Raw genomic sequence first — 24433 nt, forward strand, 5'->3', positions numbered from 1 at the left:
CCGACCGTTCTCGGATGCTTTTCCACCTGCCGGAGGAACCAGCTCATGACCGCAAGCACCACCCGTCGTACGACCGCCGCCCGGTCCCGGATCGCCGCGGTCGGCGCGATCGCGGTCACCGGTGCCCTGATCCTCACGGGTTGTGGCGACCAGACCGACTCTGGCTCCTCGACCCCCTCGGCCAAGACCGACAACAGCGCCCCGCTGTTCTCGAAGCTGCCGAAGAAGATCCAGGACGCCGGTGTCGTCAAGGTCGGTTCCGACACCGCCTACGCCCCGATGGAGTTCGTCGACGGCGGCAAGATCGTCGGCGTCGACCCCGACATCGCCGAGGCGCTGGGCAAGCAGCTCGGTGTGAAGTTCCAGTTCACCTCCGGCACCTTCGACGGCCTGATCACCTCGCTGGAGACGGGCCGCCAGGACGTCGCCATGTCGTCGATCACCGACAACAAGAAGCGCCAGGAAGGCCTGGACGACAAGGGCGCCAAGATCGGCAAGGGCGTCGACTTCGTCGACTACTTCTCGTCCGGCGTCTCGCTCCTGGTCAAGAAGGGCAACCCGGACAACATCAAGTCGCTCGACGACCTCTGCGGCAAGACGGTCGCCGTCCAGCGCGGCACCACGTACGAGGACACCTTCAAGGCGCAGGCCGAGAAGTGCGGCGACAAGAAGCTCACCATCGAGGCCTTCGACACCGACGCCGAGGCGCAGACCCGCGTCAAGGCCGGCGGCGCCGTGGCCGACCTGAACGACTTCCCGGTCACCGCGTACACCGCGAAGACGTCGGGCGGCGGCAACGACTTCGAGGTCGCCGGCCAGCAGGCCGACGTCGGCCTCTTCGGCATCGCGGTCTCGAAGGAGAACACCCAGCTCCGCGACGCCATCAAGGAAGCGCTCGACGCCATCATCAAGGACGGCTCCTACGCCAAGGTCCTGGAGAAGTGGAACGTGAAGGACAGCGCCGTGCCGTCCGCCACGATCAACGCAGGCAAGTGACTCCCGAGCGAGCGCACCACTGAAGGGCAGTCATTGTGACTGACAAGATCGACAAGGGTCCGGCCGCAACCCCGCCGGCCGGACCCGGCGCCTCGGGCACCACCTACGAGGCCATCAAGGCCATCCCCGTCCGCCACTACGGCCGCTGGATCAGCGCCGTGGTCGTGGCGGTCCTGCTCGCCTGGCTCGTCTACGCCTTCTCCCAGGGCAAGATCATCTGGGCGACGGTCGGCGACAAGCTGTTCGACCCGGCGGTCCTGGCCGGCCTCGGCAACACCATCATCATCAGCATCTCCGCCATGGCGCTGGGCCTCGTGCTCGGCATCCTGTTCGCGGTGATGCGACTCTCGAACAACCCGGTCACGAGCTTCGTGTCCTGGCTCTACATCTGGTTCTTCCGCGGCACCCCGGTCTACGTACAGCTCCTCGTGTGGTTCAGCCTCCCGCTGATCTTCCAGTACATCAACCTCGGTCCGATCTACAAGAACGAGACCGTCGACGTCATGACGCCGTTCATGGTCGCCCTGCTGGGCCTCGGCCTGAACGAGGGCGCCTACATGGCGGAGATCGTCCGTGCGGGCATCCAGTCCGTCGACGAGGGTCAGAGCGAGGCCTCGCACGCCCTGGGCATGACCCGGACGCAGACCATGCGCCGTGTCGTCCTGCCCCAGGCGATGCGGGTGATCATCCCGCCGACCGGCAACGAGTTCATCAACATGCTGAAGACCTCGTCCCTGGTCTCGGCGGTGCAGTACACCGAACTCCTGCGGGCCAGCTCCAACATCGGCAGCACGGCCGGCGCGGTCATCGAGATGTACTTCGTCGCCTCCATCTGGTACCTCGCCCTGACCAGCGTCTTCAGCGTCGGGCAGTACTACCTGGAGCGGCGCTACGCCCGCGGTTCGCTGCGCAGCCTGCCGCCCACGCCGTTCGAGCGGCTGAAGGCCAACCTGAACATGTTCCGCCGTACGGAGGTGGCGAAGTGACCGCCCAGCCGATGGTCAAGGCAGAAGGCGTCCACAAGTCGTACGGCGCCGCCCACATCCTCCGCGGCATCGACCTGGAGGTCGCGCCCCGGGAGGTCTTCTGCCTGGTCGGTCCGTCCGGCTCCGGCAAGTCGACGTTCCTGCGGTGCATCAACCACCTGGAGCGCGTCAACGCCGGCCGGCTCTCGGTCGACGGGCAGCTGGTGGGTTACAAGCAGAAGGGCGACAAGCTCTACGAGCTGAAGGACAGCGAGGTCGCGGCCCAGCGCCGGGACATCGGCATGGTCTTCCAGCGCTTCAACCTCTTCCCGCACATGACGGCCATCGAGAACGTCATGGAAGCCCCGGTCATGGTCAAGGGCGAGTCCAAGGCGGTGGCCCGTGCCCGCGCGGTCAAGCTCCTGGACCGCGTCGGCCTGGGCGACAAGGGCGGGAACTACCCGACCCAGCTCTCCGGCGGCCAGCAGCAGCGCGTGGCGATCGCCCGCGCGCTGGCCATGGAGCCGAAGCTGATGCTCTTCGACGAGCCCACCTCGGCGCTCGACCCGGAGCTGGTCGGTGACGTACTCGACGTCATGCGGGACCTGGCCGAGTCGGGCATGACCATGATCGTGGTGACCCACGAGATGGGCTTCGCCCGCGAGGTCGGCGACAACCTGGTGTTCATGGACGGCGGTGTGGTCGTCGAGTCCGGCAACCCGCGCGACGTCCTGGGCAACCCGCAGCACGACCGGACGAAGGCGTTCCTGTCCAAGGTGCTCTGAGCGGTACGAGCAGTACGCGCACGACGCCGCAGGGGCGGTACGGGATCCCGTACCGCCCCTGCGGCGTTTCCGCGCCGATTTCCTACTTCAGTCCTAGGACCAGCGCGTCCGAGGGGGAGCGCCAGACGGTACGGGCCTCGCCGAAGCCCGCCGCGCGCAGCGTCCGGGCGTGCCAGGCCTCGTCGGGGGTGTCGCCGTCGGCGTGCTCCCCGTAGATCGCGAACCGGGCCGCCGTCGGCCCGGCCAGCACGGGGTCCGCCGCTGCCAGCTCCCACCACTGCCGCCAGTCCAGGACCCCGTCCGCCTTGTCCCGATCCATGCCGGCGTGCCGGTGGGCGCGTTCGGCGGCGCCGATCCGCGGCGCCGAGGGGTCGGGCATGCGGTCGGCGTTCATGAACACCCCGCCCGGACGGACCAGGGGTGCCAGTTGCCCGTACAGCGCCGCCAGGTCGGGGCTGTGCAGCCAGTGCAGCGCGGTGGCGGTCAGGACCGCGTCGTAGGAGTCGTACGGGAGGGCCGCGCGCCAGTCGGGGTCCTTGAGGTCGGCGGTCACGAAGGTGACCCGGTCGTCGCCCTCGAAGTGGCCCCGGGCGATCGTCAGCAGCGCGGGGTCGAGATCCAGCCCCGTACTCGTCGCCGACGGGAACCGCTTGAGCAGCCGGTCCGTGATACTTCCCGTACCGCACGCCAGATCCAGTACCCGGGGGGAAGGGCCCACCAGTGCCTCGACCATGTCCAGCATCACCCGGAGCCGCTCCTCGCGGTCGGGCATGTACCACTCCTGCTGCCGGTCCCAGCTGTCCTGCCAGGCTTGCCAGTCCGTACCGATCGCGCCGGTCACAGCGTCCGTCACCCTGAAGCCCTCCATACGTAATACCCTCGAAGATGTATCAGCCGTTACCGCAGCTCGCGCTCACCCTAAACCGCAGCCGTAAGGACTACAAGTGGAACTGGCCCATTACTCGGACTATGCCGTGCGCCTGGTCAACACCGAGGAGCCGGCCCGCACCAAGGACTCGCTCACCTCGGTGGACGACGTCCGCGCCCTCTTCGGGACCAGCGTGCAGATGGCCCGCCGGGTCACCGACACCGACGTCACCCGGTTCCGCAACGTCCGCGGCCGGCTGCGGTCCGTCTTCGAGGCCGCCGACGGCGGGGACCACGTCCTCGCCGTGGACCTCCTCAACTCGCTGCTCATGGAGTTCCCGGTCAGCCCGCAGGTCTCCGGCCACGAGCTCGTCGGCCCCGACGGGCGACCCGACTGGCACATCCACCTCGCCGACCACCCGTCCAACGCCTCGGCCGGCTACGCCGCCATCGCCTCCATGGGCCTGGCCTTCCACCTCACCGTGCACGGCCCGGACCGCCTCGGCCTGTGTCAGGCCCCGCCCTGTCGCAACGCCTACCTCGACACCTCCACCAACCGCTCCCGGCGCTACTGCTCCGACCGCTGCGCCACCCGCGCCAACGTCGCCGCCTACCGCGCCCGCAAGCGGCTGGAGGCCGAGGAGTCCGCCCGCAGCACCCGCAGCGCCGACACCGCCCAGGACAGCCGGGCCCTCAGCGACCGCTGATCCATCGCGCGGGGCCGCAGCCGCAGCACGGCCGTCGCCAGCACCAGCTCCTCCGGGACGGCCCCGTAGTCGGTGCTGTCCCCGGACTCGTTGAACGGGTTGTCGCCGAGCATCCACCAACCGCCCGGGCGGCGCTCGGCCGCACGCTTGACCACCAGCAGGTCCTGCTGGAGCGGATGCCGGAACACGACCACGTCACCCGGCCGGACCAGCGCCCCGTACCGGACCACCAGCCGGTCCCCGTGCACGAGGGTCGGCACCATCGACGGGCCCGTCACCTCCACCACCTCGAAACGCGCCCGCGAGCGCCTGTTCTCCACCATCCGAGCCCTCCTCTTCCCTGCCCGCATGGTGCCGCACGGCCCCGTACGTTCGCTCACCACTCCTCGCGCGACCCTGGACTTTTGTCCTAAGCCCATGGGGGCGACGGCGAATTCCGCTTTCTCAGCGAGTAATCTCCCCTCTTGAGAAGACGATCACGAGGAGGACAAACTCCATGCTTACCCGCCTCTTCGCCCCCAAGGCGAAGGTCTCCGCCCACTGTGACCTGCCCTGCGGCGTGTACGACCCGGCCCAGGCCCGTATCGAGGCCGAGTCCGTCAAGGCCGTCCAGGAGAAGTACCAGGCCAACGACGACGCGGACTTCCGCGCGCGCGCCATCACCATCAAGGAGCAGCGCGCCGAGCTCGCGAAGCACCACGTCTCGGTGCTGTGGAGCGACTACTTCAAGCCCCCGCACTTCGAGAAGTACCCCCAGCTCCACACCCTGGTCAACGACACCCTGAAGGCCCTCTCGGCCGCCAAGGCGTCGAACGACCCGGCGACCGGCGCCAAGGCGCTGGAGCTCATCGCCGAGATCGACCGCATCTTCTGGGAGACCAAGGCCGCCTGATCCCGGGCGCCCCTGCATCCCCGCGCCTCCCCCCGGGCGGCGCGAACGACGACGGCCCGACCGCATCACGCGGTCGGGCCGTCGTCGCGTTTCCCGGAGCGGCCGCGCGGGAGGCGTGCGCGGGGCGCGTACGAGGTGCACGCGGGGGTGCGCAGGTCCCGGAGGGCGCGGCAGGGTGCGCGCCGGTGCCGCTCCGGTGCCGCGCCCGCGCGCGCCGGGTCGCCGGGGTGCCTACTCCTCGTCCTCGTCGTCATCGTCGAGGCGGGCCAGCCACGTGGCCAGGCGCTCCACCGGAACCTCGAAGTCCGGGTTGAGGTCGACGAAGGTGCGCAGCTGCTCGGCGAGCCACTCGAAGGTGACCTCCTCCTCGCCGCGCCGCTTCTCCAGCTCCTCGATGCCGCGATCGGTGAAGTACAAGTCGGGCTCCGTGCCGTGTCGGGATGGGGTGTTTCCCGCCAGGATAATCCGCCTTACGGCGAGACCTCCCGCCGTCCCGCGCCCCGGGGCTAGCCTGGACGTTCTCGGTGGGGTGAGCGGGGAGCGGGGGTCTGCGGATGCCGGATGGGCGCACGGCCGGCTCCGCGCGCGCCTTCGAGCTCCTGGAGCCCCTCGTCCGGGCGGCCACGGTACGCGTCCACGCGCCCCCGGGCGGGTATGAGACCCCCGGCAACGACGGGACCGGACCCACCTGGGGCAGCGGGTTCTTCATCGCCCCCGGCTGGGTCCTGACGTGCGCGCACGTGGTCGGCGAAGGGGGTGCTGCGGTGCGTCTGTCGGGGCGTGAGGTCGGCATCACCTTCTTCTCCGGAGCGTCCGCCGGAGCCGCCGGGACCACGGGCACGGTCACCGGCCGGGTGGAATGCGTCCTGCCGGAGCGGCTGGAGGAACACCGGCCCGGGCGGCGGGCCCTGTGGGACCTGCCCGACCTGGCCCTGGTCCGGGTGCTCTCGCCCGTCTCGCACGCCTGCGTCTGGCTGACCGACCGGGCCGGACCGCGGCTCGAGGAGGCCGCCTACTTCGGCTGCACCGAGGAACTCGGCATCCGCGAGATCACCGGCCGTACCACCCGGCTGCGCGGCACCGCCGGGAACGGCGCCGCGATCCGCCTCGGCGACGAAGACGAGATCGAGGCCGGGATGTCCGGCGGCCCCGTCGTCGACCTCACCCGCGGGGAGGTCGTCGGCGTCGTCAAGGCCCGGCGGTCCGCCGGCGGGGGCGGACTGGCCGTCTCCGTCTCCCAGTTGCGCACGGTACCGATGCCGGCGAACGGGCAGACCGGCCTGTACCGCCGCGTCATGCAGGCCCACGACCTGTACCACTACGACCGCCACCTCAGCGATCTCGACAGCCGCCGGACCTGGACCGACGTCCACGACGAACTCCCCGACCCCGACGACGCGTCGGACCGCCTCGGAGGCCGCGGCCGGCTGACCCCGGGCGAACGCACCACCCTGTGCGGGCTCCTCGCCGAACTCCCGCCGCCCGGCTCCTCGGAGGCCGTCCGGGAACTCGCCGAGCAGGCCCGGGGCGAGGAACCCGACACGGGGCTGCCGGCCCCGCTCAGCTGGCGCGACGGACTCGGCCTGCTGCACGACCCGCCCGGCGCGGGCGGCGAGGCCGCGGCGATGCTCCGCTACGCGACGGACGTGAGCGTCGCCGACCACCGCGAGCCGCCCTCCCCGGGCGCCGACGAGGAACTCTGGGACTGGGTACGGATCACCGCCGAGCGGCTCTGGCGCCCGCTGCGACGCGAGCTGGGGGAACGCCACGAGCGGGGCCTGGCCGCCCGCGAACGCCGCCGCCGGGCCCGCGCCGGGCAGGCCGTCCACGGCCCCGCCCGGCGGCGCGGCGGCCTGCCCCCGGGACCCTCGGTGCTGCTGGAGGTATGGGCCCACGGCTGGGAGGACGTCTACGACTGGCGGGTCTCGGTGCTGGCCGGCCCGGCGCGACCCGGCCGCGTCACCCCGGTGGCCTCCGGCGTACGGACGACCCCGGCCGCACTCCCCGACGCCCTGCGGGCCCCGCTCGCCGAAGGGTTCCGGCGCTGCGACACGCACGAGGCCCCCGCCCTGCTGGAAGTGGCGGTGGACCCCGAGCTGTTCGGACTGCCCGTGGACCAGTGGACGCTGTCGGGCGGCGTCCCCGTCGGCGTCCAACGGCCAGTCGTGCTCCGCCACCCGGCCGGACCGGGCGACGCCGACGACGCCGGCGGGGCCGCCGCGGCCGACCGGCGCTGGGCGCGGGTCCAGGCGGGCCCCCTGCTGGACCAACGGGCCGACTGCGCGCGGGGGCGCCCCCGCAGCCCCTCCCCGGAGTGGCTGCGCGCCCTGGTGGACAACACCGTCCCGGTGCTCTGCCGGGAGCCCGGCACCGAACCGACCCTGGGCGCGCTGCACCTCGTACGGGACGCGGGCTACGGAATGGCGGTGTGCCGACGGCCCCCCGGCGACCCCGGGGCCTCCTGCGCGCCGTTCCACCGCGGGCTGCGCGAGGAACTGGTCGACGCGGGCCGGGGCGCGGTGTTCCCGCTACGGCTCCAGACCCTGCGGGCCCGGGCCCACGGGGCCGACCCGGACGCGTACTGGGCTGCCGGCGCGGCGCTCGTCTGGCAGGACCCGACCCGGGCCCTGCCCGAGGACGAGCCGTTGCAGGGCGACCTGTGAGCCGGGCGGGACGGGGGCGGGGCGGACGGTCGCGGGGCATCCGGCACCCGGCGGCCGGGAGGGCCGCGCACGTGGTGGGGCATCGAGGGAGGGGACGGCCGTGAACGACGAATGGCTCATCTACCGGGGCGTGGGCGAACCCCACGACGGGATCGACGCGTTGCCCGACCCGCCGCCCTGGCGGGACTTCGACGGCGGCCCCGTCGCGGAGCCCTGCGGCGCGGCGGCCGCCCCGGACGGGAACGTGGCCCGCCGGCTCGGCGCCCACCGGCAGGCCGCCGAACTGCACCGGCCCGAACCCGAGGAGCTGGAGGCCGTCAACGCGGCCCTCTACCTGCGCCGACCGCTGCTGGTCACCGGCTATCCCGGAACCGGGAAGTCCACCCTGGCGCACGCCGTCGCGCACGAACTGAAACTGGGCCGGGTGCTGCGCTGGCCGGTGGTGTCGCGGACCGTGCTCCAGGAAGGGCTCTACCGCTACGACGCCCTCGCCCGGCTCCAGGACGTCCAGATCGCAGCGGGCGGCGGGGCCGGGGCCGGGGCCGGGGCCGGTTCCGTCGACGGGATCGGGAAGTACATCCGGCTCGGCCCGCTGGGCACGGCCCTGCTGCCCACCGCGAAACCCCGCGTGCTGCTCATCGACGAGCTCGACAAGAGCGACATCGACCTGCCGAACGACCTGCTGAACGTACTGGAGGAAGGGGAGTTCACCCTCCCCGAGCTGGAACGCGTCGCCGACACCGAACCCGAGGTCCGGGTGCTCACCGACGACGGGGCCCGGGTGACCGTACGGGACGGCCGCGTGCGCTGCCGCGCCTTCCCGTTCATCATCCTCACCAGCAACGGGGAACGGGACTTCCCCGCCGCGCTGCTGCGCCGCTGCATCCAGCTCAAGCTCGGCCAGCCCGGCGAGAAACGCCTCGCCACCATGGTCAGGGCGCACCTCGGGGAGGAGGCCGCGCAACTGGGCGCCGAACTGATCCGCGAGTTCCTCAGCCGCTCCCGGACCGAACTCGTCGCCGCCGACCAGCTCCTCAACGCCATCTACCTGACCCACTACGCCGCTCCGCCCACCCGGGAGGACCTTGCCGACCTGCTCATCCAGCGCCTCGATCGCCCGAGGTGAGCGCCCGTGTCCGCAGCCGTGCCGCCACCCCCCTTCGACCCCGAGGTCCGCGACCTCGCCGGGCTGCTGCGGGCCGCCGGGCTCGATCCGTCCGCCGAGGAACTGGCCGACGCCCTGTGGCTGGCCGCGCGGACCCGTCGCCCCGCGCGCACCGATCCCGATCCCGACGCCCCGGCGCCGGGCGAGCACCCCGAAGCCCCGTCGGAGTCGGGAGTTCGGGACGGGGCCGCCGGGGACGCGCCGGCGGCGCCGGAGCTCCCGGGGCCGGTCCCGCCGGAACCCGAGGTGGAGGATCCGGTCAGGCTGTACGCCGACGGGCCGGGCGCGTCCGGCGACGTCACGTCGGACGCCGAGGTCCCGGTCGGCGACGCCGTGCCCGTACGGGTTCCCGGGGCGGCCGCGCTGCCCCGGATACTCGACATCCAGCGGGCCCTGCGCGCCCTCCAACGCCACCGCCCGCCCGGGCCGCCCACCCGTACCGTCCTCGACGAGGACGCCACCGCGCAGGCCAGCGCCCGCGCCCTCGGCCTGGTCATCCCGGTCTTCCGGCCGGAGAGCCGGCGCGAGGCGACCGTACGGCTGGTCATGGACGCCTCCCCGTCCATGGCGGTGTGGCAGGAGATGTTCGAGGAACTCCGGGCGGTGTGCGAGCGCCTGGGCGCCTTCCGGGACGTCCAGGTGCACCGGCTGCACCGCCTCGCGGACGGCACCCCCGCCGTAGGCCGCGGCCCCGCCCCCGGCGTCGGACTCCGCTCGGGCGAGCAGCTGCGCGACCCCACCGGACGGGCCCTGACCATGGTGGTGTCCGACTGCGCCGGGCCGCTGTGGCGCGAGGGCGCGGCGCAGCGGCTGCTGTACCGGTGGGCCCAGTGCACCCCCTGCGTGGTCGTCCAGCCGCTGCCGCAACGCCTGTGGAGCCGCAGCTGGCTGCCGACCGAGCGCGGGGTGCTGGAGCGGACCGAGGACGGAACGGGCGGGCCGGGCGGGGGCCGGCTGCGGTTCCGCCGGGACCGGGCGCCGCGTCCCGGCCGGCCCTCCGGCGGGCTGACCGTACCCGTGCTCCCGCCGAACGCGACCGCGCTCGGCGCCTGGGCCCGGCTCGTCGCCGGCCTCGGTACCGGGCCCGTGCCGGCCGAGGTGGGGCGGGTGCTGGCCCGCCACCCGGCCGCCCCCGTCCCGCTGCCCCGGGCCGCCCGGCCGCCGCGCGAACTGGTGGGCCGCTTCCGGGCGTCGGCCGCGCCCGGCGCCGTACGGCTCGCGGTGTACCTGTCGGCGGCGCCCCTGACCCTGCCCGTGATGCGGCTGGTGCAGCGCACGATGCTGCCCGACTCCGAACCCTCGGACCTGGCCGAGGTGCTGCTGAGCGGGCTGCTGCGGCGCACCGGGGACGTGCCGGGCCAGTGGTACGAGTTCGTTCCCGGCGTCCAGGACGTGCTGCTGGGCCCGCTCGGCCGCGACGAGGCCGCGCTGGTGCTCAAGCACTGCTCCGAGTACGTGCTCGCCCACTTCGGGCGGGACGTGCGCAACTTCCCCGCGCTCGCCGTCTCGCAGCTGACCGGAGTGGCGTCGGCGCCCTCCGACCCCGGTCCGGCGCGGGCGCCCGGCGGGCAGCTCCCGCAGGCCTTCGCGCACGTCTCCGCGAAAGTCGTACGCCGCTACCTGCCGGGCCCGCCCGAGCCGCCCGAGGACGAACCCCCGGCGGGCGGGAGCGCGCCCGTCGCGCCCGCCCCGGCCGGTCGGGCCCGGGCGGTGCGGGCCGCCCGCGACCGGCTCGCGGACGGGGACGCCCGCGCCCCCTACGAGGCCGTGGCCCTGCTCCGGCGGGCCGTCGCGCTGCCCGCGGGGCCGCAGGACCCGCCGGAGGAGGCGGAGGCCGCGCTGACCGCGGCGCTGCTCGTGCTGTGGGCGGCGCAACGGGACCCCGAACTGCTCGACGAGGCACAGCGCGCGGCGACCGGGCTGCACACCCCGACCGCGCGGTCCCTGCTGGGCCGGGTGCTGTACGAGCGGGCCCTGGCGGGCGGGGGGGACGCGGAGCTGCTGGCCGCCGCCGACCGGGAGTTCGCGGCGGCGGGCGCCACCACGACGGACCCCGTGCTGCGCCGGGACTGCGCAGTCCGGCGCTCCCGGGCCCTGATCCGGCTGGCCGGCCTCAGCGACGACCCGGCTCCCCTGCGGGAGGCGCGGGCGGTACTGGAGGCGCTGACGTCGCCGGGGGTCGGGGGCGGCGGAGCCGGTGGGGCCGATGGGGCCGGTGGAGCCGGTGGGGCCCGTGGTGCCGGACGGGGCGAGAGGGCCGGCGGGGCGGGTGGGGCCGGCAGCGGCGGGGCGGGGGAGGGGAGCGGAACGGGCAGGGGCCGTGGCACGGGTGGGGCCGGCCGCGCGGGCGGGGCGGCCGAGGGCGGAGCGGTCAGCGGGCCCGGTGAGGGCCGGACGGCGTCCCGGGGCGGCGGGGCCGACGAAGCCGGCGAGCCGGCCGCGACCGGCCGGACCGGCACCGACGCGGGGCAGGGCGGGACCGGCCGGACCGGCGGGCGTGGCGGGCCGGCCGAGGGTCGCGGGGCCGGCGGGGCCGAGGGGGCCGGCACGGGCGGCGCGACCGGTGGGAGCGGTGGTACCGACGGGGGTGGCGCCACTGGCGAGGGCGCCCGAACCCGCGGGGCCGGCGGGGCCGATGGGACCGGGGCGGATGGCGCGACCGGCGCCGGCGGTGGGACCGGTACGGCCGGTACGGCCGGGGGCAGCGGTGCCACCGGCGCGGAGGGCGACGCCGGCAGGGCCGGTGGGCACGATGCCGACGGCGGGGCAGGCGGTGAGGTCGGCGCGGCCGGCGGCGCGGACGGGGCCGAGGTCGGGGACACGGATCCCGGGTTGCGGCTGGCGTTGGGGCGGGTGCTGTTGGCCCTGTTGCCGCGCACCCCGGACCCCGCCGCCCGTACCGCGCTCGCCGAGGAGGCCACGGTGGTCCTGACGGCCGTCCTGGCGGCCCTCCCCGGCGCCGCCCCCGGCTCCGACCCCGGAGCCGCGGATCCGGACGTCGCCCCGGCCGGTACGGGCGCCCCCGACGGTGTCGGCCCGCCGGCCCGGGTGCGGGTGGAGCTGGCCACCGCGCTGCGGTACCTGCCCGGGCGGCTGGAGGAGGCCGCCCGTCAGCTGGTGCGGGCCCTGGACGAGGCCGTCGGCGACACCGAACTGCGCCTGGCCGGGGTGCTGTGCCTGGCCCGGGTGCACCGGGCCCGGTACGCCCGCGACGCGGACCCGGCGGCCCTGGAGGAGGCGGCCGACGCGTACGGGCGGGCCCGGCGGCTGAGCCCCCGGGACGGCGAGGCCTTCGCGGAGCTGTTGCCCGAGTGGGGCGACGTACTGCTGGAACGGGCGCGGACGGCGGACGGGCAGCGGTTCGTCTCCGCCGCCGTGCGGGTGCTCCGCGAGAGCCGCGCCGCGGTGCCGCAGTCCGATCCGGGAGCCGCCTACCGACTGCTGCGGCTGGCCGCCGGGCTGCGCCTGCGGCACGCCTACGAGGGTGACCTGGTCGACCTCCGGGAGGCGGAGCACCTCCTGGAACTGGCCGCCCGGCACGGGCACGGGCCGCTGGAACGGGCCCGGGCCTGGCGGGAACACGGGGACGTCCAGCAGGAGATCCACGCCCACACCCGCACCGTCGACCGGCTCGACCGGGCCGTGGACTCCTACCGCAGGGCCTGGCGCGCCGCGCTGGAGGCCGACCGGGAGGACCGTACGCAGACGGCGCTGCAACTCGCCGCCCGGGTCCTGGAACTCCGCGGCGAGGTACTGGAACGGCTGGCCCGCCCCCGGGCCGCCCTCGACGCCTACCGCGCCGCGCTGGAACTCTGGCAACGCGTGGACGCCCCGCACCCCGCCGCCCCGCCCGCCCCCGGGTCGGACGCCACCGAACACGGCGACGTGCCGGCTCCGGCCCCGGGCGGCCCGAACTCCCCCGAGGGCAAGGGCCCCTACGAGGCACCACGCGAGGGCGGCGCCCCCGACCGGTTCGCCGGGCAGGAGCCCGGACCCGTCGGGCCGAACCCGCCCGAGCCCGGCAGCCCGTACGGGGCGCCGCGCCGGGCCGGTCACGGCGACGAGCCCGCCCCGGGCCGGGACGCCGAGGCGCGCACGGGCCGAGGCGCCGAGCCCGGCAGCCCTCCCAACTCCGGCCGGAACGCCGGGCCGGATGCGGGTCGGGACACCGGGGGCGCCGTCCGCCCCGGCACCGGGCCGGGTGCCGGTGGGGGCGAAGACCGGGGTGCCGCGCCCGGCGTCGAACCCACCTCCGGGCGGACCGACGGGCCGAACGACGCGCGGGGCGCGGCGCCTGACGCGGAGCGGGACGCGGGTCGGGACACCGGGCACGGCGCCGTACCCGATTCCGGACGGGACGCCGGGCACGCCGGGGAACCCGACTCCGGTCGGGAGAGCGTGCGGGGCGCCGGCCGGGATGCCGGGCACGGCGCCGTACCCGACTTCGACCCGGGCACCCGGCCGGCCACGGGCCGGGATTCCCGGCATGACGCCGCGTCGGGTTCCGGGGGGCTCGGCCCGGGCGCCGGCCGGAACGCCGGACCCGACTCCGGTCGAACGGGCGGAGCGGCCCATGACTCCGGGCCCGGCGGCGCGCCGGACGCCGGGCACGGGGCCGTGCCCGACTCCGTGCCGGGGGCCGAAGCGGGCGCCCGCGTCGCCGGCGGTCACGACGGGTCCCGCAGCGATGCGCCCGCTGCCCGGCAGGACCCCCGGCACGACGGCCCGCACGCCCACCCGCACGAGGGGCCCGCAGAGGGGCCCGGGGGCGGGGCCGGGGGCGGGCGGGACGCGGACCGGCCCGGTGATCGGCGGCGGGCGCTGCGGGCGCGGATACGGCGCCTGGAGGCGGGGCTGTGAGCCGTTTCCGCCCGCCGGGCGACGGGAAGAGGCAGTGGACCGACCGACAACAGGGGGACCAGCAGCCCATGGTGACCGGACGTCAGAAAGTGTCGGCAGTGCCCAGGCCCTGCCCCGGCCAGCTGCCGGACCTCTCGGGGCTCGACCTGGCCGCCCTGCGCGGGATCGACCATCCGGTGCTCGCCGAGGTGATCGAGGGCATGGTCGAGCGGGTTACGCACCCGGCCGAGATCCTGAACGCCTTCGACTCCGGCGTAGCCTGAAGTACCTCGGGCCCCAGGGGGAGTTGACCACTTTCCGCCGTTAGCCGGGCCGGTCCGGAGGGCAGGGATGCACCGTCCGCAGCGGGAGGTACAGGCGATGAGCCATGCGATCACGAGCGATCTCGTGCTGCCCGCCCCGCGGACCCCGTCCCGCCACGCGCGCCACGCCCCCTGGCCCTACACCCGCCTCGACGTGCCCGCCCTGCGCGCCGCGGGCCACCGCCCGCAGCCGATCCGGCAGTTCGTCCTCAAGACGCAGGGCCGCTGCAACCTGGCCTGCACCTACTGCTACGTCTACGAGATGGCCGACCAGGGCTGGCGCACCCGCCCCGCCGTCATGGCCCCCGCCACCGCCCTGCGCGCCGCCGAGCGGATCGCCGAGCACGCCGCCGCCCACGACCTGACCCGCGTCGACCTCGTCCTGCACGGCGGCGAGCCCCTCCTCGGCCCGCCCGCGACCCTGGCCGCCCCCGTCGAGGCGGTGCGGGTGGCGCTGGCCCGCCGCTCGCCCCGCACCAGGGTCACCGCGGCCGTCCAGACCAACGGGACGCTGCTCACCCGCGGCCGGCTCGCCGCGCTGTCCGCCGCCGGGATCCGGGTCGGTGTCAGCCTCGACGGCGGTCTCCCCGCGCACAACGCCCGCCGGGTCGACCACGCAGGGCGGCCCGGCTTCGGGGCGGCCGCCCGCGGCCTGCGCCTCCTGGCCCGGCACCCCGAGAGCTACGCGGGCGTGCTGTGCGTGGTGGACGTGACCCAGGACCCGGTGGAGACGTACGAGTCCCTGCTGGCCTTCCAGCCGCCCACCATCGGGCTGCTGCTGCCCCTGGCCAACTGGAGTGCCCCACCGCCCGGTTGGACGCGGCACGCCAGCCCGTACGGGGACTGGCTGCTGGCCGTGTTCGAACGCTGGTGGCACGACGGCGTGCGGCGCACCCGGATCAGGATCTTCGAGGAGGTCATCGCCCTGCTGCTGGGCCTGCCCGCCGCGACCGAGACGCTGGGCCTGGCCCCGGCGACGACCGCCGTCGTCGAGACCGACGGCAGCATCGAGCAGGCCGATTCCCTCAAGTCCGCCTACGAAGGGGCCGCCGCGACCGGGATGACCCTCGACAGCCACAGCTTCGACGAACTGCTCGACCATCCCGGGTTCGCCGCCCGCCAGCTCGGCCGGGAGGCCCTCGCTCCCGGCTGCCGGGCCTGTGAACTCGTCGAGGTGTGCGGGGGCGGGCACTACCCGCACCGCTACCGCGAGCGGGAGGGCTTCCGCCAGCCGTCCGTGTACTGCGCCGACCTCCAGGCCGTCATCCGGCACGTCGCCCGCGCCCTGCACACGGCCGCCACCACCGGACGGGCCGCCTCATGAACCACCCCGCCGAAGCCGGCCGGCGCGCCGAAGCCGGCCACCGCGCCCAAACCGGCCCGCGAACCGACGCCGCCCTCCCCACCGACCCCCTCCCCGCCGATCGGCCCGCGCGGACGGCGCGCTCCACGGTCGTACCCGCCCAGCACCCCGCCCCCACCGACACCACCGGGCGCACCGATCACACGGACCGCACCGATCGCGCGGATCCCACGGGCCGCCCCATCCACCCCACCTCCACCCCCGCGCAGCCCCCCGCCCCGACCGACCTGGCCCGATTCGCCGTCAGCTCCCACACCCTGCGCGCCCTCGCCTCCACCGAGCCCTCCGCCGAAGGGACCCGCCTGGTGCGCGACGTACGCCGCTCCAAGCGGCTGGTCCTGCTGCGCGCCGTCCTCGACGCCGCCCCCGACGCGGAGGCCGCCGAGCGCTGGGCCCTGCTGGAGGAGGCCGAACGGCAGGATCCCGACGCGGTCCGCGACGTCCTGCACTACCCCGCCACCGGGGTCTGGGCGGAGGAGACCCTGCGCCGGTTGCACGCGCCGCAGGGGCCGGCCCCCGACCTCGGTCACCTCGGCGCCCTCGCCGTCGCCGCCGCCCTGCGCGCCGGGATCAGCTTCAAGGTCACGCTCCGACCCCTGCACGGCCGTCTCGTACTGCCGACCCTCGGACTGCTGCGACCCGATCGGCCCGGCCCCCTCGCCCTCACCGAACGCTCCTGGGACGGCGCCGACACCCTCCCCCTGCACGCCCTGCCCGGAGGCTCCACCGCCCTCGACGACCTCGACCCGTACCGCGCCCCGACCCCCGCCGACGCCCGCCCCGGCGGGGTGCGCCCGGCCCGCCGGCTCACCCCCAAGGGGCACAAGCGCTGGGACACCCAGTGGTCCGGCGCCCTCACCCTGCTGGACCGCTACGACTCCACGCGCGCGCAGGAGACCGCCCTGCTGCTGCGCTCCGTCGTCCCGCTGGCCGGCGGTTCCCGCTCCAGCGGCGCCACGCTCCCCGCCGCCGCCGGCTCGGTGCTGGCCCGCGCGCAGGCCCCGCCCGCCCTCGCCGCGACCCTGGTCCACGAGGTCCAGCACGGGAAGCTGGCCGCCCTGGCCGACGTCCTGACCCTGCACACCGCCGACCGCACGCCCCGCCACTGGGCGCCCTGGCGCAGCGACCCCCGGCCGCTGGAGGGGCTGTTGCACGGCGCGTACGCCCATCTGGCGCTGGCCGGGTACTGGCAGCGCGCCGCCCTGTACGGGGCCCGCGGCGCCTGGGCCCAGCACGCCCGGGTCCGCGCCCAGGTGGCGGCCGTCCTGCCGGCCCTCCGCGCCCACCCGCAACTCACCCTCACCGGCAGTGAGTTCGTCGAGGGGATGACCATCGCCGAGCGGGCCATGGACGAACTGCCGCCCCCAGGGGACCAGCACGCCACCGCCCGTCGCGCCCTGGAGCGCGAACGCGGAGCCTGGTGCGAGGCCCATCCCGAACTCGCCGCGTTCGCCGGAGGATGAGAGGCGTCGCAGCGGCCTGACGGCCCGTCCGCTGCGGTACCTTTTCAGTCCCGCACCGCCCCCGCACTCCACCGCACCGCACCACCCCGTACCCGCCCCACCCCGTCCACCGCCCGGATCCCAGGGAGACGGCCGCATGACCGGTACCGGTACGCGTCACGACCGCGACGGAGCCCCCCCACCGCAGCGCTTCGTCATCAGCTTCGCGGGCTTCAACCGGCCCTGGGCCGTGTGGATCGCCCACCGCCTGGAGGAACACGGCCACCGCGTCGCCCTCCAGCGCTGGGACCCGCAGAGCAGCCCCGGCCTCACCGACGCCCTCGACGACCTCGCCCGGGCCGGCGGCAAGGTCCTCGTCGTCCTCAGCGAGCGCTACTTCTCCGCCGGCACCCACACCGACGAGGAGTGGAACGCCGCCCTGCGCACCGTCACCGCCTCCCACCCCGACCGGTTCGCCGCGGTCAGCCTCACCGACTCCCCGCTGCCCAGCGCCGTCGCCGCCCTGGAGAAGACCGACCTGTGGGGCCTGGACTCCTACGAGGCCGAGTACCGCGTGCTGCGCCGGCTGGACCTCCCCACCGACCGGATCGGCACCGAGAGCGGCCGCCGCGGACCCCGCTTCCCCAACGACCCGCCCGAGATCTGGGGCCGGGTCCCGCGCCGCAACCCGCGCTTCACCGGCCGCAACGACGTCATCGGCCGGCTCCGCGCCGCCCTCACCGAAGCCCCGCCCGGCGCGTCCACCGTGACGCTGCTGGGCCTGTCCGGCGTCGGCAAGACGCAGGTCGCCACCGAGTACGCCTACCGCTTCGCCTCCGAGTACGACGTCGTCTGGTGGGTGCCCGCCGAGGACCGGCCCACCCTGCGCGAACGCCTCGCCGACCTCGCGCCCGCCCTGGACCTGCCGCGCGGTGCGGGCAGCTACGGCGAGCAGATCCGGGCCGTACTGGAGGCGCTGCGCCGCGGCACCCCCTACCACCGCTGGCTGATGGTCTTCGACGGCTGCGACCACCCCGACGACCTCACCGACCTGCTGCCCTCCGGCGCCGGAGACGTGATCATCACCTCCCGCAACCGCGAGTGGGCCGCCCGGCACACCAGCCTCGTCGAGGTCCCCCTCTACGCCCGGCCCGAGTCCGTCACCTTCATCCGTCGCCGGGCCGGCCGCCTCACCGGCGAGGAGGCCGACCAGCTCGCCGAGGCACTGGAGGACTACCCCCTCGCCCTCGACCAGACCGCCGGTTGGCTCGCCGACTCGCCCATCGGCGTCGGCGAGTACCTCACCCTCCTCCAGCACCGGCTGGACTCGCACGAGGCCGTCACCCTCTCCGACGACTACCCGCTGCCCTTCCCGACCGCGCTGGCCATACTCCTCAACAACGTGCGGGAGAACTTCCCCGACGCCCTCGCCCTGCTCCGGCTGTTCGTGTTCTTCGCGCCCGGACGGGTCCCGCTGAGGCTGCTGCGCGAGTTCCCCGCCGACGACGTCCCCGAGCACCTCGCCGGGATCGTCAACGACCGGATCCGCTGGAACGCGGCCCTCAACAAGCTCGTCCAGTTCTCCGTCGTGCGCCTGGAGTACTCCGACCTCTCCGTGGAGGAGGGCGGTGGCCTGGAGACCGTCCAGCTCCACCGCATGGTCCACAACATCGTCCGCGAGAACCTCGCCGAGGACGAGGCCGAACAGCTGTCCCGGTCGGTCCGCCAGGTCCTCGCCGCCGCCGACCCCGGCCGCCCCACCGATTCCCGGCTCTGGCCCCGCTACGCCGAACTCATCCCGCACCTGGAGTCCGCGGGCGTCCTGACCAGCTCCAACCCGCGCATCCAGAACTTCCTGCTGCACTGTCTGCGCTACCTGACCCTCGCGGGGGAGTACCGCACCTGCCTGCGCCTGGCCGAACGCACCGACGGCATCTGGCGGTCCCTGCTCGGCGACGACCACGACCAGGTCCGCGAACTCAGCTACCACTACGGCGGCGCCCTGCGCATGCTCGGCCACTTCCGCCGCGCCGAAACCCTCGCCCGCGCCGTCGCCGACCGGCTCGTCGCCGAACGCGGCGACCGCGACCTCGAATCCCTCCGCGCCACCAGCACCTACGCCGGGGTCCTCCTCAGCACCGCCAAGTTCGACGAAGCCCGACGCCTGTTGGAGCACGCCTTCGCGACCTACCGCGAACTCCTCGGCGAGGACGACTCCACCACCCTCAACGCCCAGAACAACGTCGCCGTCGCCCTGCGCCTCCTCGGCCGCTACCAGGAGGCCTACGACATCGACCTGGACACCCTGCGCCGCCGCGAACGCGTCCTGCGCGTGCGGCACATCGCCACCCTCTCCTCCGGCGTCGGCTGCGCCATGGGCCTGCGCCTGATGGGCCGCTACCGCGAGGCCCTGGCCCGCCAGGAACAGGGCCTCAAACTGCACATCCAGGTCCTCGGCGCCAACCACCCGCAGACCCTGCGCGCCGAACACAACCTCGGCCAGTGCCTGCGCCGCTCCGGGGACATCCCCGGCGCCGGAGCCCGCCTGCGCAGCGTCCTGGAACGCTCCACCCGCGTCTTCGGCGCCGAGTTCCCCTGGACCCTGATGGTCGCCTCCGACTACGCGACCTACCTGCGCGAGTACGGGGACATCGAGGAGGCCCGGCGGATCTCCGAGGACGTCGTACGCGGCTACCAGTCCCAGCTCGGCCTCGCCCACCCGTACAGCATCGGCACCGTCGGCAACCTCGGCCTGGTCCTGCGCGCCCAGGGCGAACGCGCCGAAGCCCTCAACCTCGCCGAACAGGCCCTCGTCGGCATGCGCGGCGCCCTGGGCGACCGGCACCCCTGGACCCTGGGCTGCGCCCTCAACGCCACCGGGCACCGCAACATCACCGGCCGGCTCGACGACGCCCTCGACCTCAGCCGCGAAACCCTGCGCGGCGCCGAACACGTCCTCGGCCCCGACCACCCGATGACGCTCAGCGCCCAGATCGCGCTCGCCGCCGACCTGCGCGCCGTACGGGAGGACATCGAGGCCTCCAAGCACGAGGACGCCGGCATCAAGGCCCTCACCCGCACCCTGGGCCCGCAACACGTCCACACCGTGTCCGCCCGCCAACAGAGCCGCCCCTACTGGGACTTCGAACCCCAGCCGTAGCCGCCCCACGCGCGGGAACGCCGGAAGGCCCGGCCCCCCGAGGGGACCGGGCCTTCCACGCTCGGTGCTCCGGGCCGACTACGCCTCGAAGACCTCGTTCAGCAGGAGCTGCTGCTCCGCCTGGTGACGCTTCGCGGAACCGACCGCCGGGGACGAGCCGTGCGGACGGGAGATCCGCCGCAGGCGCTCGCCCGCCGGGACCTCCGCGCCGACCGCCAGGTCGAGGTGGTCGATCAGGTTCAGCGCGATGAACGGCCACGCACCCTGGTTCGCCGGCTCCTCCTGCGCCCAGATGTACTTCGCCGCGTTCGGGAACTTGGCGATCTCCGCCTGGAGCTCGGCGCCCGCCAGCGGGTACAGCCGCTCGATGCGGATGATCGCCGTGTCGGTGATGCCGCGCTTCTCCCGCTCGGCCTCCAGGTCGTAGTAGACCTTGCCCGCGCAGAAGACGACCTTGCGGACCGCGTTCGGGTCCACGGTGGCGTCACCGATGACCGGACGGAACGAACCGGTCGTGAACTCCTCCGCCTTCGACGCCGCCGCCTTCAGACGCAGCATCGACTTCGGGGTGAAGACGATGAGCGGCTTGTGGTGCGGGTTGTGGACCTGCCAGCGCAGCAGGTGGAAGTAGTTCGACGGCAGGGTCGGCATCGCGACCGTCATGTTGTCCTGCGCGCACATCTGGAGGAAGCGCTCGGGACGCGCGGACGAGTGGTCCGGGCCCTGGCCCTCGTAGCCGTGCGGCAGCAGCAGCGTGACGCCGGAGGTCTGGCCCCACTTCTGCTCGGCCGAGGAGATGAACTCGTCGACGACGGTCTGCGCGCCGTTGACGAAGTCACCGAACTGGGCCTCCCAGAGGACCAGCGCGTCCGGACGGGCCAGCGAGTAGCCGTACTCGAAGCCCATCGCCGCGTACTCGGAGAGCAGCGAGTCGTAGACGTTGTAGCGGGCCTGGTCGTCCGACAGGTAGAGCAGCGGGGTGTAGTCCTCGCCGGTCTCCCGGTCGATGAGGACCGCGTGACGCTGACCGAACGTGCCGCGGCGGGAGTCCTGGCCCGACAGGCGGACCGGGGTGCCCTCCATCAGCAGCGAACCGAAGGCGAGGGTCTCGCCCATGCCCCAGTCGATGGTGCCCTCGTCGATCATCGACGCGCGGCGCTGCAACTGCGGCAGCAGACGCGGGTGGACGGTGACGTTGTCCGGGATGTTGACCTGGGACTCGGCGATCCGCTTCACCACGTCCTGCGAGATCGCGGTGTTCACCTCGACCGGGAACTCCTGCGCGGTCTGCGCCGGCGTCACCGGGGCGCCGACGGCCGGAGCCGTGGCGGCCTCGCGGACCTCCGCGAAGACCTTCTCCAGCTGGCCCTGGAAGTCCTGGAGCGCCTGCTCCGCCTCTTCCAGCGTGATGTCGCCGCGACCGATGAGGGACTCGGTGTACAGCTTGCGCACCGAGCGCTTCTTGTCGATCAGGTCGTACATCAGCGGCTGCGTGAACGCCGGGTTGTCCGACTCGTTGTGACCGCGACGGCGGTAGCAGATGAGGTCGATGACGACGTCCTTGTTGAACGCCTGACGGAACTCGAAGGCGAGCCGCGCGATGCGGACCACGGCCTCCGGGTCATCACCGTTCACGTGGAAGATCGGCGCCTCGATCATGCGGGCCACGTCGGTCGCGTACATCGACGAACGCGAGGACTCCGGGGCGGCGGTGAAGCCGACCTGGTTGTTGATCACGACGTGGACGGTGCCGCCGGTGCGGTAGCCGCGCAGCTGCGACATGTTCAGCGTCTCGGCGACCACACCCTGGCCCGCGAAGGCCGCGTCGCCGTGCAGGGCGACGGGCAGGACCGTGAAGTCCGTGCCGCCCTTGTTGATGATGTCCTGCTTGGCGCGGACCACGCCCTCCAGGACCGGGTCCACCGCCTCCAGGTGCGAGGGGTTCGCGACGAGCGAGACCTTGATCTGCTCCCCGTCGAGACCCGTGAAGGTGCCCTCGGCGCCCAGGTGGTACTTGACGTCGCCGGAGCCGTGCATCGACTTCGGGTCGAGGTTGCCCTCGAACTCGCGGAAGATCTGCGCGTACGACTTGCCGACGATGTTCGCGAGCACGTTCAGGCGGCCACGGTGGGCCATGCCGATCGCGACCTCTTCGAGGCGGGCCTCGGCGGCCGAGTCGATGACGGCGTCGAGCAGCGGGATGACGGACTCGCCGCCCTCCAGCGAGAACCGCTTCTGGCCGACGTACTTCGTCTGGAGGAAGGTCTCGAAGGCCTCCGCCGCGTTCAGCCGGCGCAGGATCCGCAGCTGCTCCTCGCGCTCCGGCTTGGAGTGCGGGCGCTCGATGCGGTCCTGGATCCAGCGACGCTGCTTCGGGTCCTGGATGTGCATGAACTCGACGCCGGTGGTGCGGCAGTACGAGTCGCGCAGCACGCCGAGGATGTCGCGGAGCTTCATCATCGACTTGCCGGAGAAGCCGCCGACCGCGAACTCGCGCTCCAGGTCCCACAGGGTGAGGCCGTGCTCGGTGATGTCGAGGTCGGGGTGCTTGCGCTGCTTGTACTCCAGCGGGTCGGTGTCGGCCATGACGTGGCCGCGGACCCGGTAGGAGTGGATCAGCTCGAAGACGCGGGCGGCCTTCGTGACGTCGTCGTCGTGCGAGGCGTCGATGTCCCGGTTCCAGCGGACCGGCTCGTACGGGATGCGCAGCGCCTCGAAGACGTCGTCGTAGAAGCCGCTTTCGCCCAGCAGCAGGTTCGCGACGATGCGCAGGAACTCGCCGGAGGCCGCGCCCTGGATGACCCGGTGGTCGTAGGTCGAGGTCAGGGTCATGACCTTGGAGATGCCCAGCTTGTTCAGGGTGTCCTGCGAGGTGCCCTGGAACTCGGCGGGGTAGTCCATGGAGCCGACGCCCATGATGACCGACTGTCCGGGCATCAGACGGGGCACGGAGTGCACGGTGCCCAGGCCGCCGGGGTTGGTCAGGGAGACGGTGACGCCGGTGAAGTCGTCCATCGTCAGCTTGCCGATGCGGGCCCGGCGGACGATGTCCTCGTAGGCCATCCAGAACTCGAAGAAGTTGAGGGTTTCGGCCTTCTTGATGCCGGCGACGACGAGCTGGCGGTCACCGTTGGGCTTCACCAGGTCGATCGCGAGACCGAAGTTGATGTGCTCCGGCTTGACCAGGGTCGGCTTGCCGTCCTTCTCCGCGAAGGAGTGGTTCATGGCCGGCATGGCCTTGATCGCCTGCACCATCGCGTAGCCGATGAGGTGCGTGAAGGAGATCTTCCCGCCCCGGGCGCGCTTGAGGTGGTTGTTGATGACGATGCGGTTGTCGAACAGCAGCTTCACCGGGACGGCGCGGACGGAAGTGGCCGTCGGCACGTCGAGGGAGGCGTTCATGTTCTTGGCGACGGCCGCGGCCGGGCCGCGGAGCGTCACCAGCTCGGGGCCCGTGGGGGCCCCAGTGGTGGGCGCGGCGTCAGCTGCTCCGGTGGAGCCGGTGCTTGCACCGGGGGGCGTGGCCTTCTGGGCGGCGGGAGCGGCAGCCGGAGCGGCCGGGGCCTGAGGGGCAGGCGCGGCCGGTGCGGCGGCCGGGGCCTGGGGGGTGACAGTCACAGCAGGGGCACCAGAGGGGGTGGCAGGAGCAGGGGCAGGAGCTGACGCAGGCGTGGGCGCGGCGGAGACCGGGGCAGCTGCGCTCGCCGCCCCCGTGGCGGCGTCGGCGGCCTGTGGGCCCCGGGCGGCGGGAGCGGCGGCCTGTGCGGAGGCGCCGTCCGTCGTCGTGGGCTTCTCGGGACTGTCCGACTTCACCGGAGCGACTGCGCCCCCCGGCTTGTAGTCGGCGAAGAAGTCCCACCAGGCCCGGTCGACAGAGTTCGGGTCCTGGAGGTACTGCTGATAGATCTCGTCGACGAGCCACTCATTCGCACCGAAGCCTGAGGCAGGGGTCTTCCCACGCTCTGCTGTTTCGGTCGTGGTGCTCGGGTTACTGGGGGACTGTGGCGACACGGCGGCAACCGCCCTCTTCCGCTTCACAAGGTATGGACAGCGGTGATAAAGGCTACGCCTCCCCGGCCACCCAATGCAGGCCGGGCGGGACTTCCGTCGTGCAGGTCACATCGAACGGCGGGTTTCGCCGCCTGGAATGGCGGGAAACAAGCGTGGTTCGGGTAGCCGACACCCAGGTTGCGGCCTCCATGGCTTCGCACCCCTGACGACCCCGGGCACATGTGGCCGAGATCATGTCCTTCCCACTCGAACCCT

Annotated in this window: 16 protein-coding genes; 12 read left to right on the forward strand and 4 right to left on the reverse strand. The window is 73.8% G+C overall.

The annotated features are described in order from the left end of the window. The first annotated feature begins 45 nt into the window (after positions 1–45). The 3 genes from ACFY0I_RS02845 to ACFY0I_RS02855 are packed head-to-tail and all read left to right on the forward strand — an operon-like array spanning position 46 to position 2746. Positions 46–996, forward strand: a complete 951-nt coding sequence (locus tag ACFY0I_RS02845) for an ABC transporter substrate-binding protein (RefSeq protein ID WP_385585723.1) — start codon at positions 46–48, stop codon at positions 994–996. Positions 997–1031: 35 nt separating this feature from the next. After that, positions 1032–1982 carry an amino acid ABC transporter permease gene (locus tag ACFY0I_RS02850; protein ID WP_388889162.1) on the forward strand — a complete coding sequence of 317 codons (951 nt, stop codon included), beginning with the start codon at positions 1032–1034 and terminating at the stop codon, positions 1980–1982. Positions 1983–1993: 11 nt separating this feature from the next. After that, complete coding sequence (locus ACFY0I_RS02855) at positions 1994–2746, forward strand: amino acid ABC transporter ATP-binding protein (RefSeq protein ID WP_281210568.1); 753 nt, start codon at positions 1994–1996, stop codon at positions 2744–2746. Positions 2747–2828: 82 nt separating this feature from the next. Here the strand turns inward: ACFY0I_RS02855 and ACFY0I_RS02860 are convergent, their stop codons facing one another. Further along, positions 2829–3614 (reverse strand): class I SAM-dependent methyltransferase, encoded by a 786-nt coding sequence (locus ACFY0I_RS02860; RefSeq protein ID WP_388889165.1) that lies wholly within the window; start codon positions 3612–3614, stop codon positions 2829–2831. 76 nt (positions 3615–3690) lie between these two features. Between ACFY0I_RS02860 and ACFY0I_RS02865 the strand changes: the two genes are divergently transcribed. Further along, positions 3691–4320, forward strand: coding sequence for a CGNR zinc finger domain-containing protein (locus ACFY0I_RS02865; protein ID WP_388889168.1), 630 nt, complete (start codon positions 3691–3693; stop codon positions 4318–4320). On the opposite strand, the gene sodX is transcribed toward ACFY0I_RS02865, so the two are convergent. Beyond that, on the reverse strand, positions 4224–4643 hold the full coding sequence (sodX, locus tag ACFY0I_RS02870) for a nickel-type superoxide dismutase maturation protease (protein WP_388889170.1): 420 nt from the start codon (positions 4641–4643) through the stop codon (positions 4224–4226). The genes ACFY0I_RS02865 and sodX overlap by 97 nt on opposite strands. A gap of 173 nt (positions 4644–4816) precedes the next feature. Between sodX and sodN the strand changes: the two genes are divergently transcribed. Then, positions 4817–5212, forward strand: a complete 396-nt coding sequence (sodN, locus tag ACFY0I_RS02875; protein WP_388889173.1) for a superoxide dismutase, Ni — start codon at positions 4817–4819, stop codon at positions 5210–5212. A gap of 231 nt (positions 5213–5443) precedes the next feature. Here sodN and ACFY0I_RS02880 read toward each other — a convergent pair whose 3' ends face one another. Next, entirely contained in the window at positions 5444–5629 is a 186-nt protein-coding gene (locus ACFY0I_RS02880; RefSeq protein ID WP_388889175.1) for a DUF6104 family protein, read from the reverse strand. A gap of 137 nt (positions 5630–5766) precedes the next feature. Here ACFY0I_RS02880 and ACFY0I_RS02885 point away from each other — a divergent pair, with 137 nt between their 5' ends. The 7 genes from ACFY0I_RS02885 (at position 5767) to fxsT (ending at position 20167) form a co-directional block, all read left to right on the forward strand. Further along, complete coding sequence (locus ACFY0I_RS02885) at positions 5767–7875, forward strand: trypsin-like peptidase domain-containing protein (protein WP_388889178.1); 2109 nt, start codon at positions 5767–5769, stop codon at positions 7873–7875. Between the two features lie 100 nt (positions 7876–7975). Continuing rightward, positions 7976–9001: an AAA family ATPase gene (locus tag ACFY0I_RS02890; RefSeq protein ID WP_388889181.1), complete on the forward strand. Its 1026-nt coding sequence runs from the start codon at positions 7976–7978 to the stop codon at positions 8999–9001. A gap of 6 nt (positions 9002–9007) precedes the next feature. After that, a complete protein-coding gene (locus ACFY0I_RS02895; RefSeq protein ID WP_388889183.1) occupies positions 9008–13900 on the forward strand; it encodes an SAV_2336 N-terminal domain-related protein in 4893 nt (1630 codons plus the stop codon). Between the two features lie 98 nt (positions 13901–13998). Then, a complete protein-coding gene (gene fxsA, locus ACFY0I_RS02900; protein ID WP_388889186.1) occupies positions 13999–14163 on the forward strand; it encodes an FxSxx-COOH cyclophane-containing RiPP peptide in 165 nt (54 codons plus the stop codon). A 97-nt stretch (positions 14164–14260) separates the two neighbouring features. Continuing rightward, positions 14261–15526 carry an FxsB family cyclophane-forming radical SAM/SPASM peptide maturase gene (locus tag ACFY0I_RS02905; protein ID WP_388889189.1) on the forward strand — a complete coding sequence of 422 codons (1266 nt, stop codon included), beginning with the start codon at positions 14261–14263 and terminating at the stop codon, positions 15524–15526. Continuing rightward, the gene (locus tag ACFY0I_RS02910) at positions 15523–17028 is read left to right on the forward strand and encodes an HEXXH motif domain-containing protein (RefSeq protein WP_388889192.1); all 1506 of its coding nucleotides are present in this window, start codon (positions 15523–15525) and stop codon (positions 17026–17028) included. Before ACFY0I_RS02905 ends, ACFY0I_RS02910 begins: the two co-directional genes overlap by 4 nt. A 136-nt stretch (positions 17029–17164) precedes the next feature. Beyond that, entirely contained in the window at positions 17165–20167 is a 3003-nt protein-coding gene (gene fxsT, locus ACFY0I_RS02915; protein WP_388889195.1) for an FxSxx-COOH system tetratricopeptide repeat protein, read from the forward strand. Between the two features lie 78 nt (positions 20168–20245). Here fxsT and ACFY0I_RS02920 read toward each other — a convergent pair whose 3' ends face one another. Beyond that, a complete protein-coding gene (locus ACFY0I_RS02920) occupies positions 20246–24178 on the reverse strand; it encodes a multifunctional oxoglutarate decarboxylase/oxoglutarate dehydrogenase thiamine pyrophosphate-binding subunit/dihydrolipoyllysine-residue succinyltransferase subunit (protein ID WP_388889198.1) in 3933 nt (1310 codons plus the stop codon). Positions 24179–24433 lie beyond the last annotated feature (255 nt).

The organism is Streptomyces sp. NPDC001568 (genome assembly GCF_042893755.1).
GTDB lineage: Bacteria > Actinomycetota > Actinomycetes > Streptomycetales > Streptomycetaceae > Streptomyces.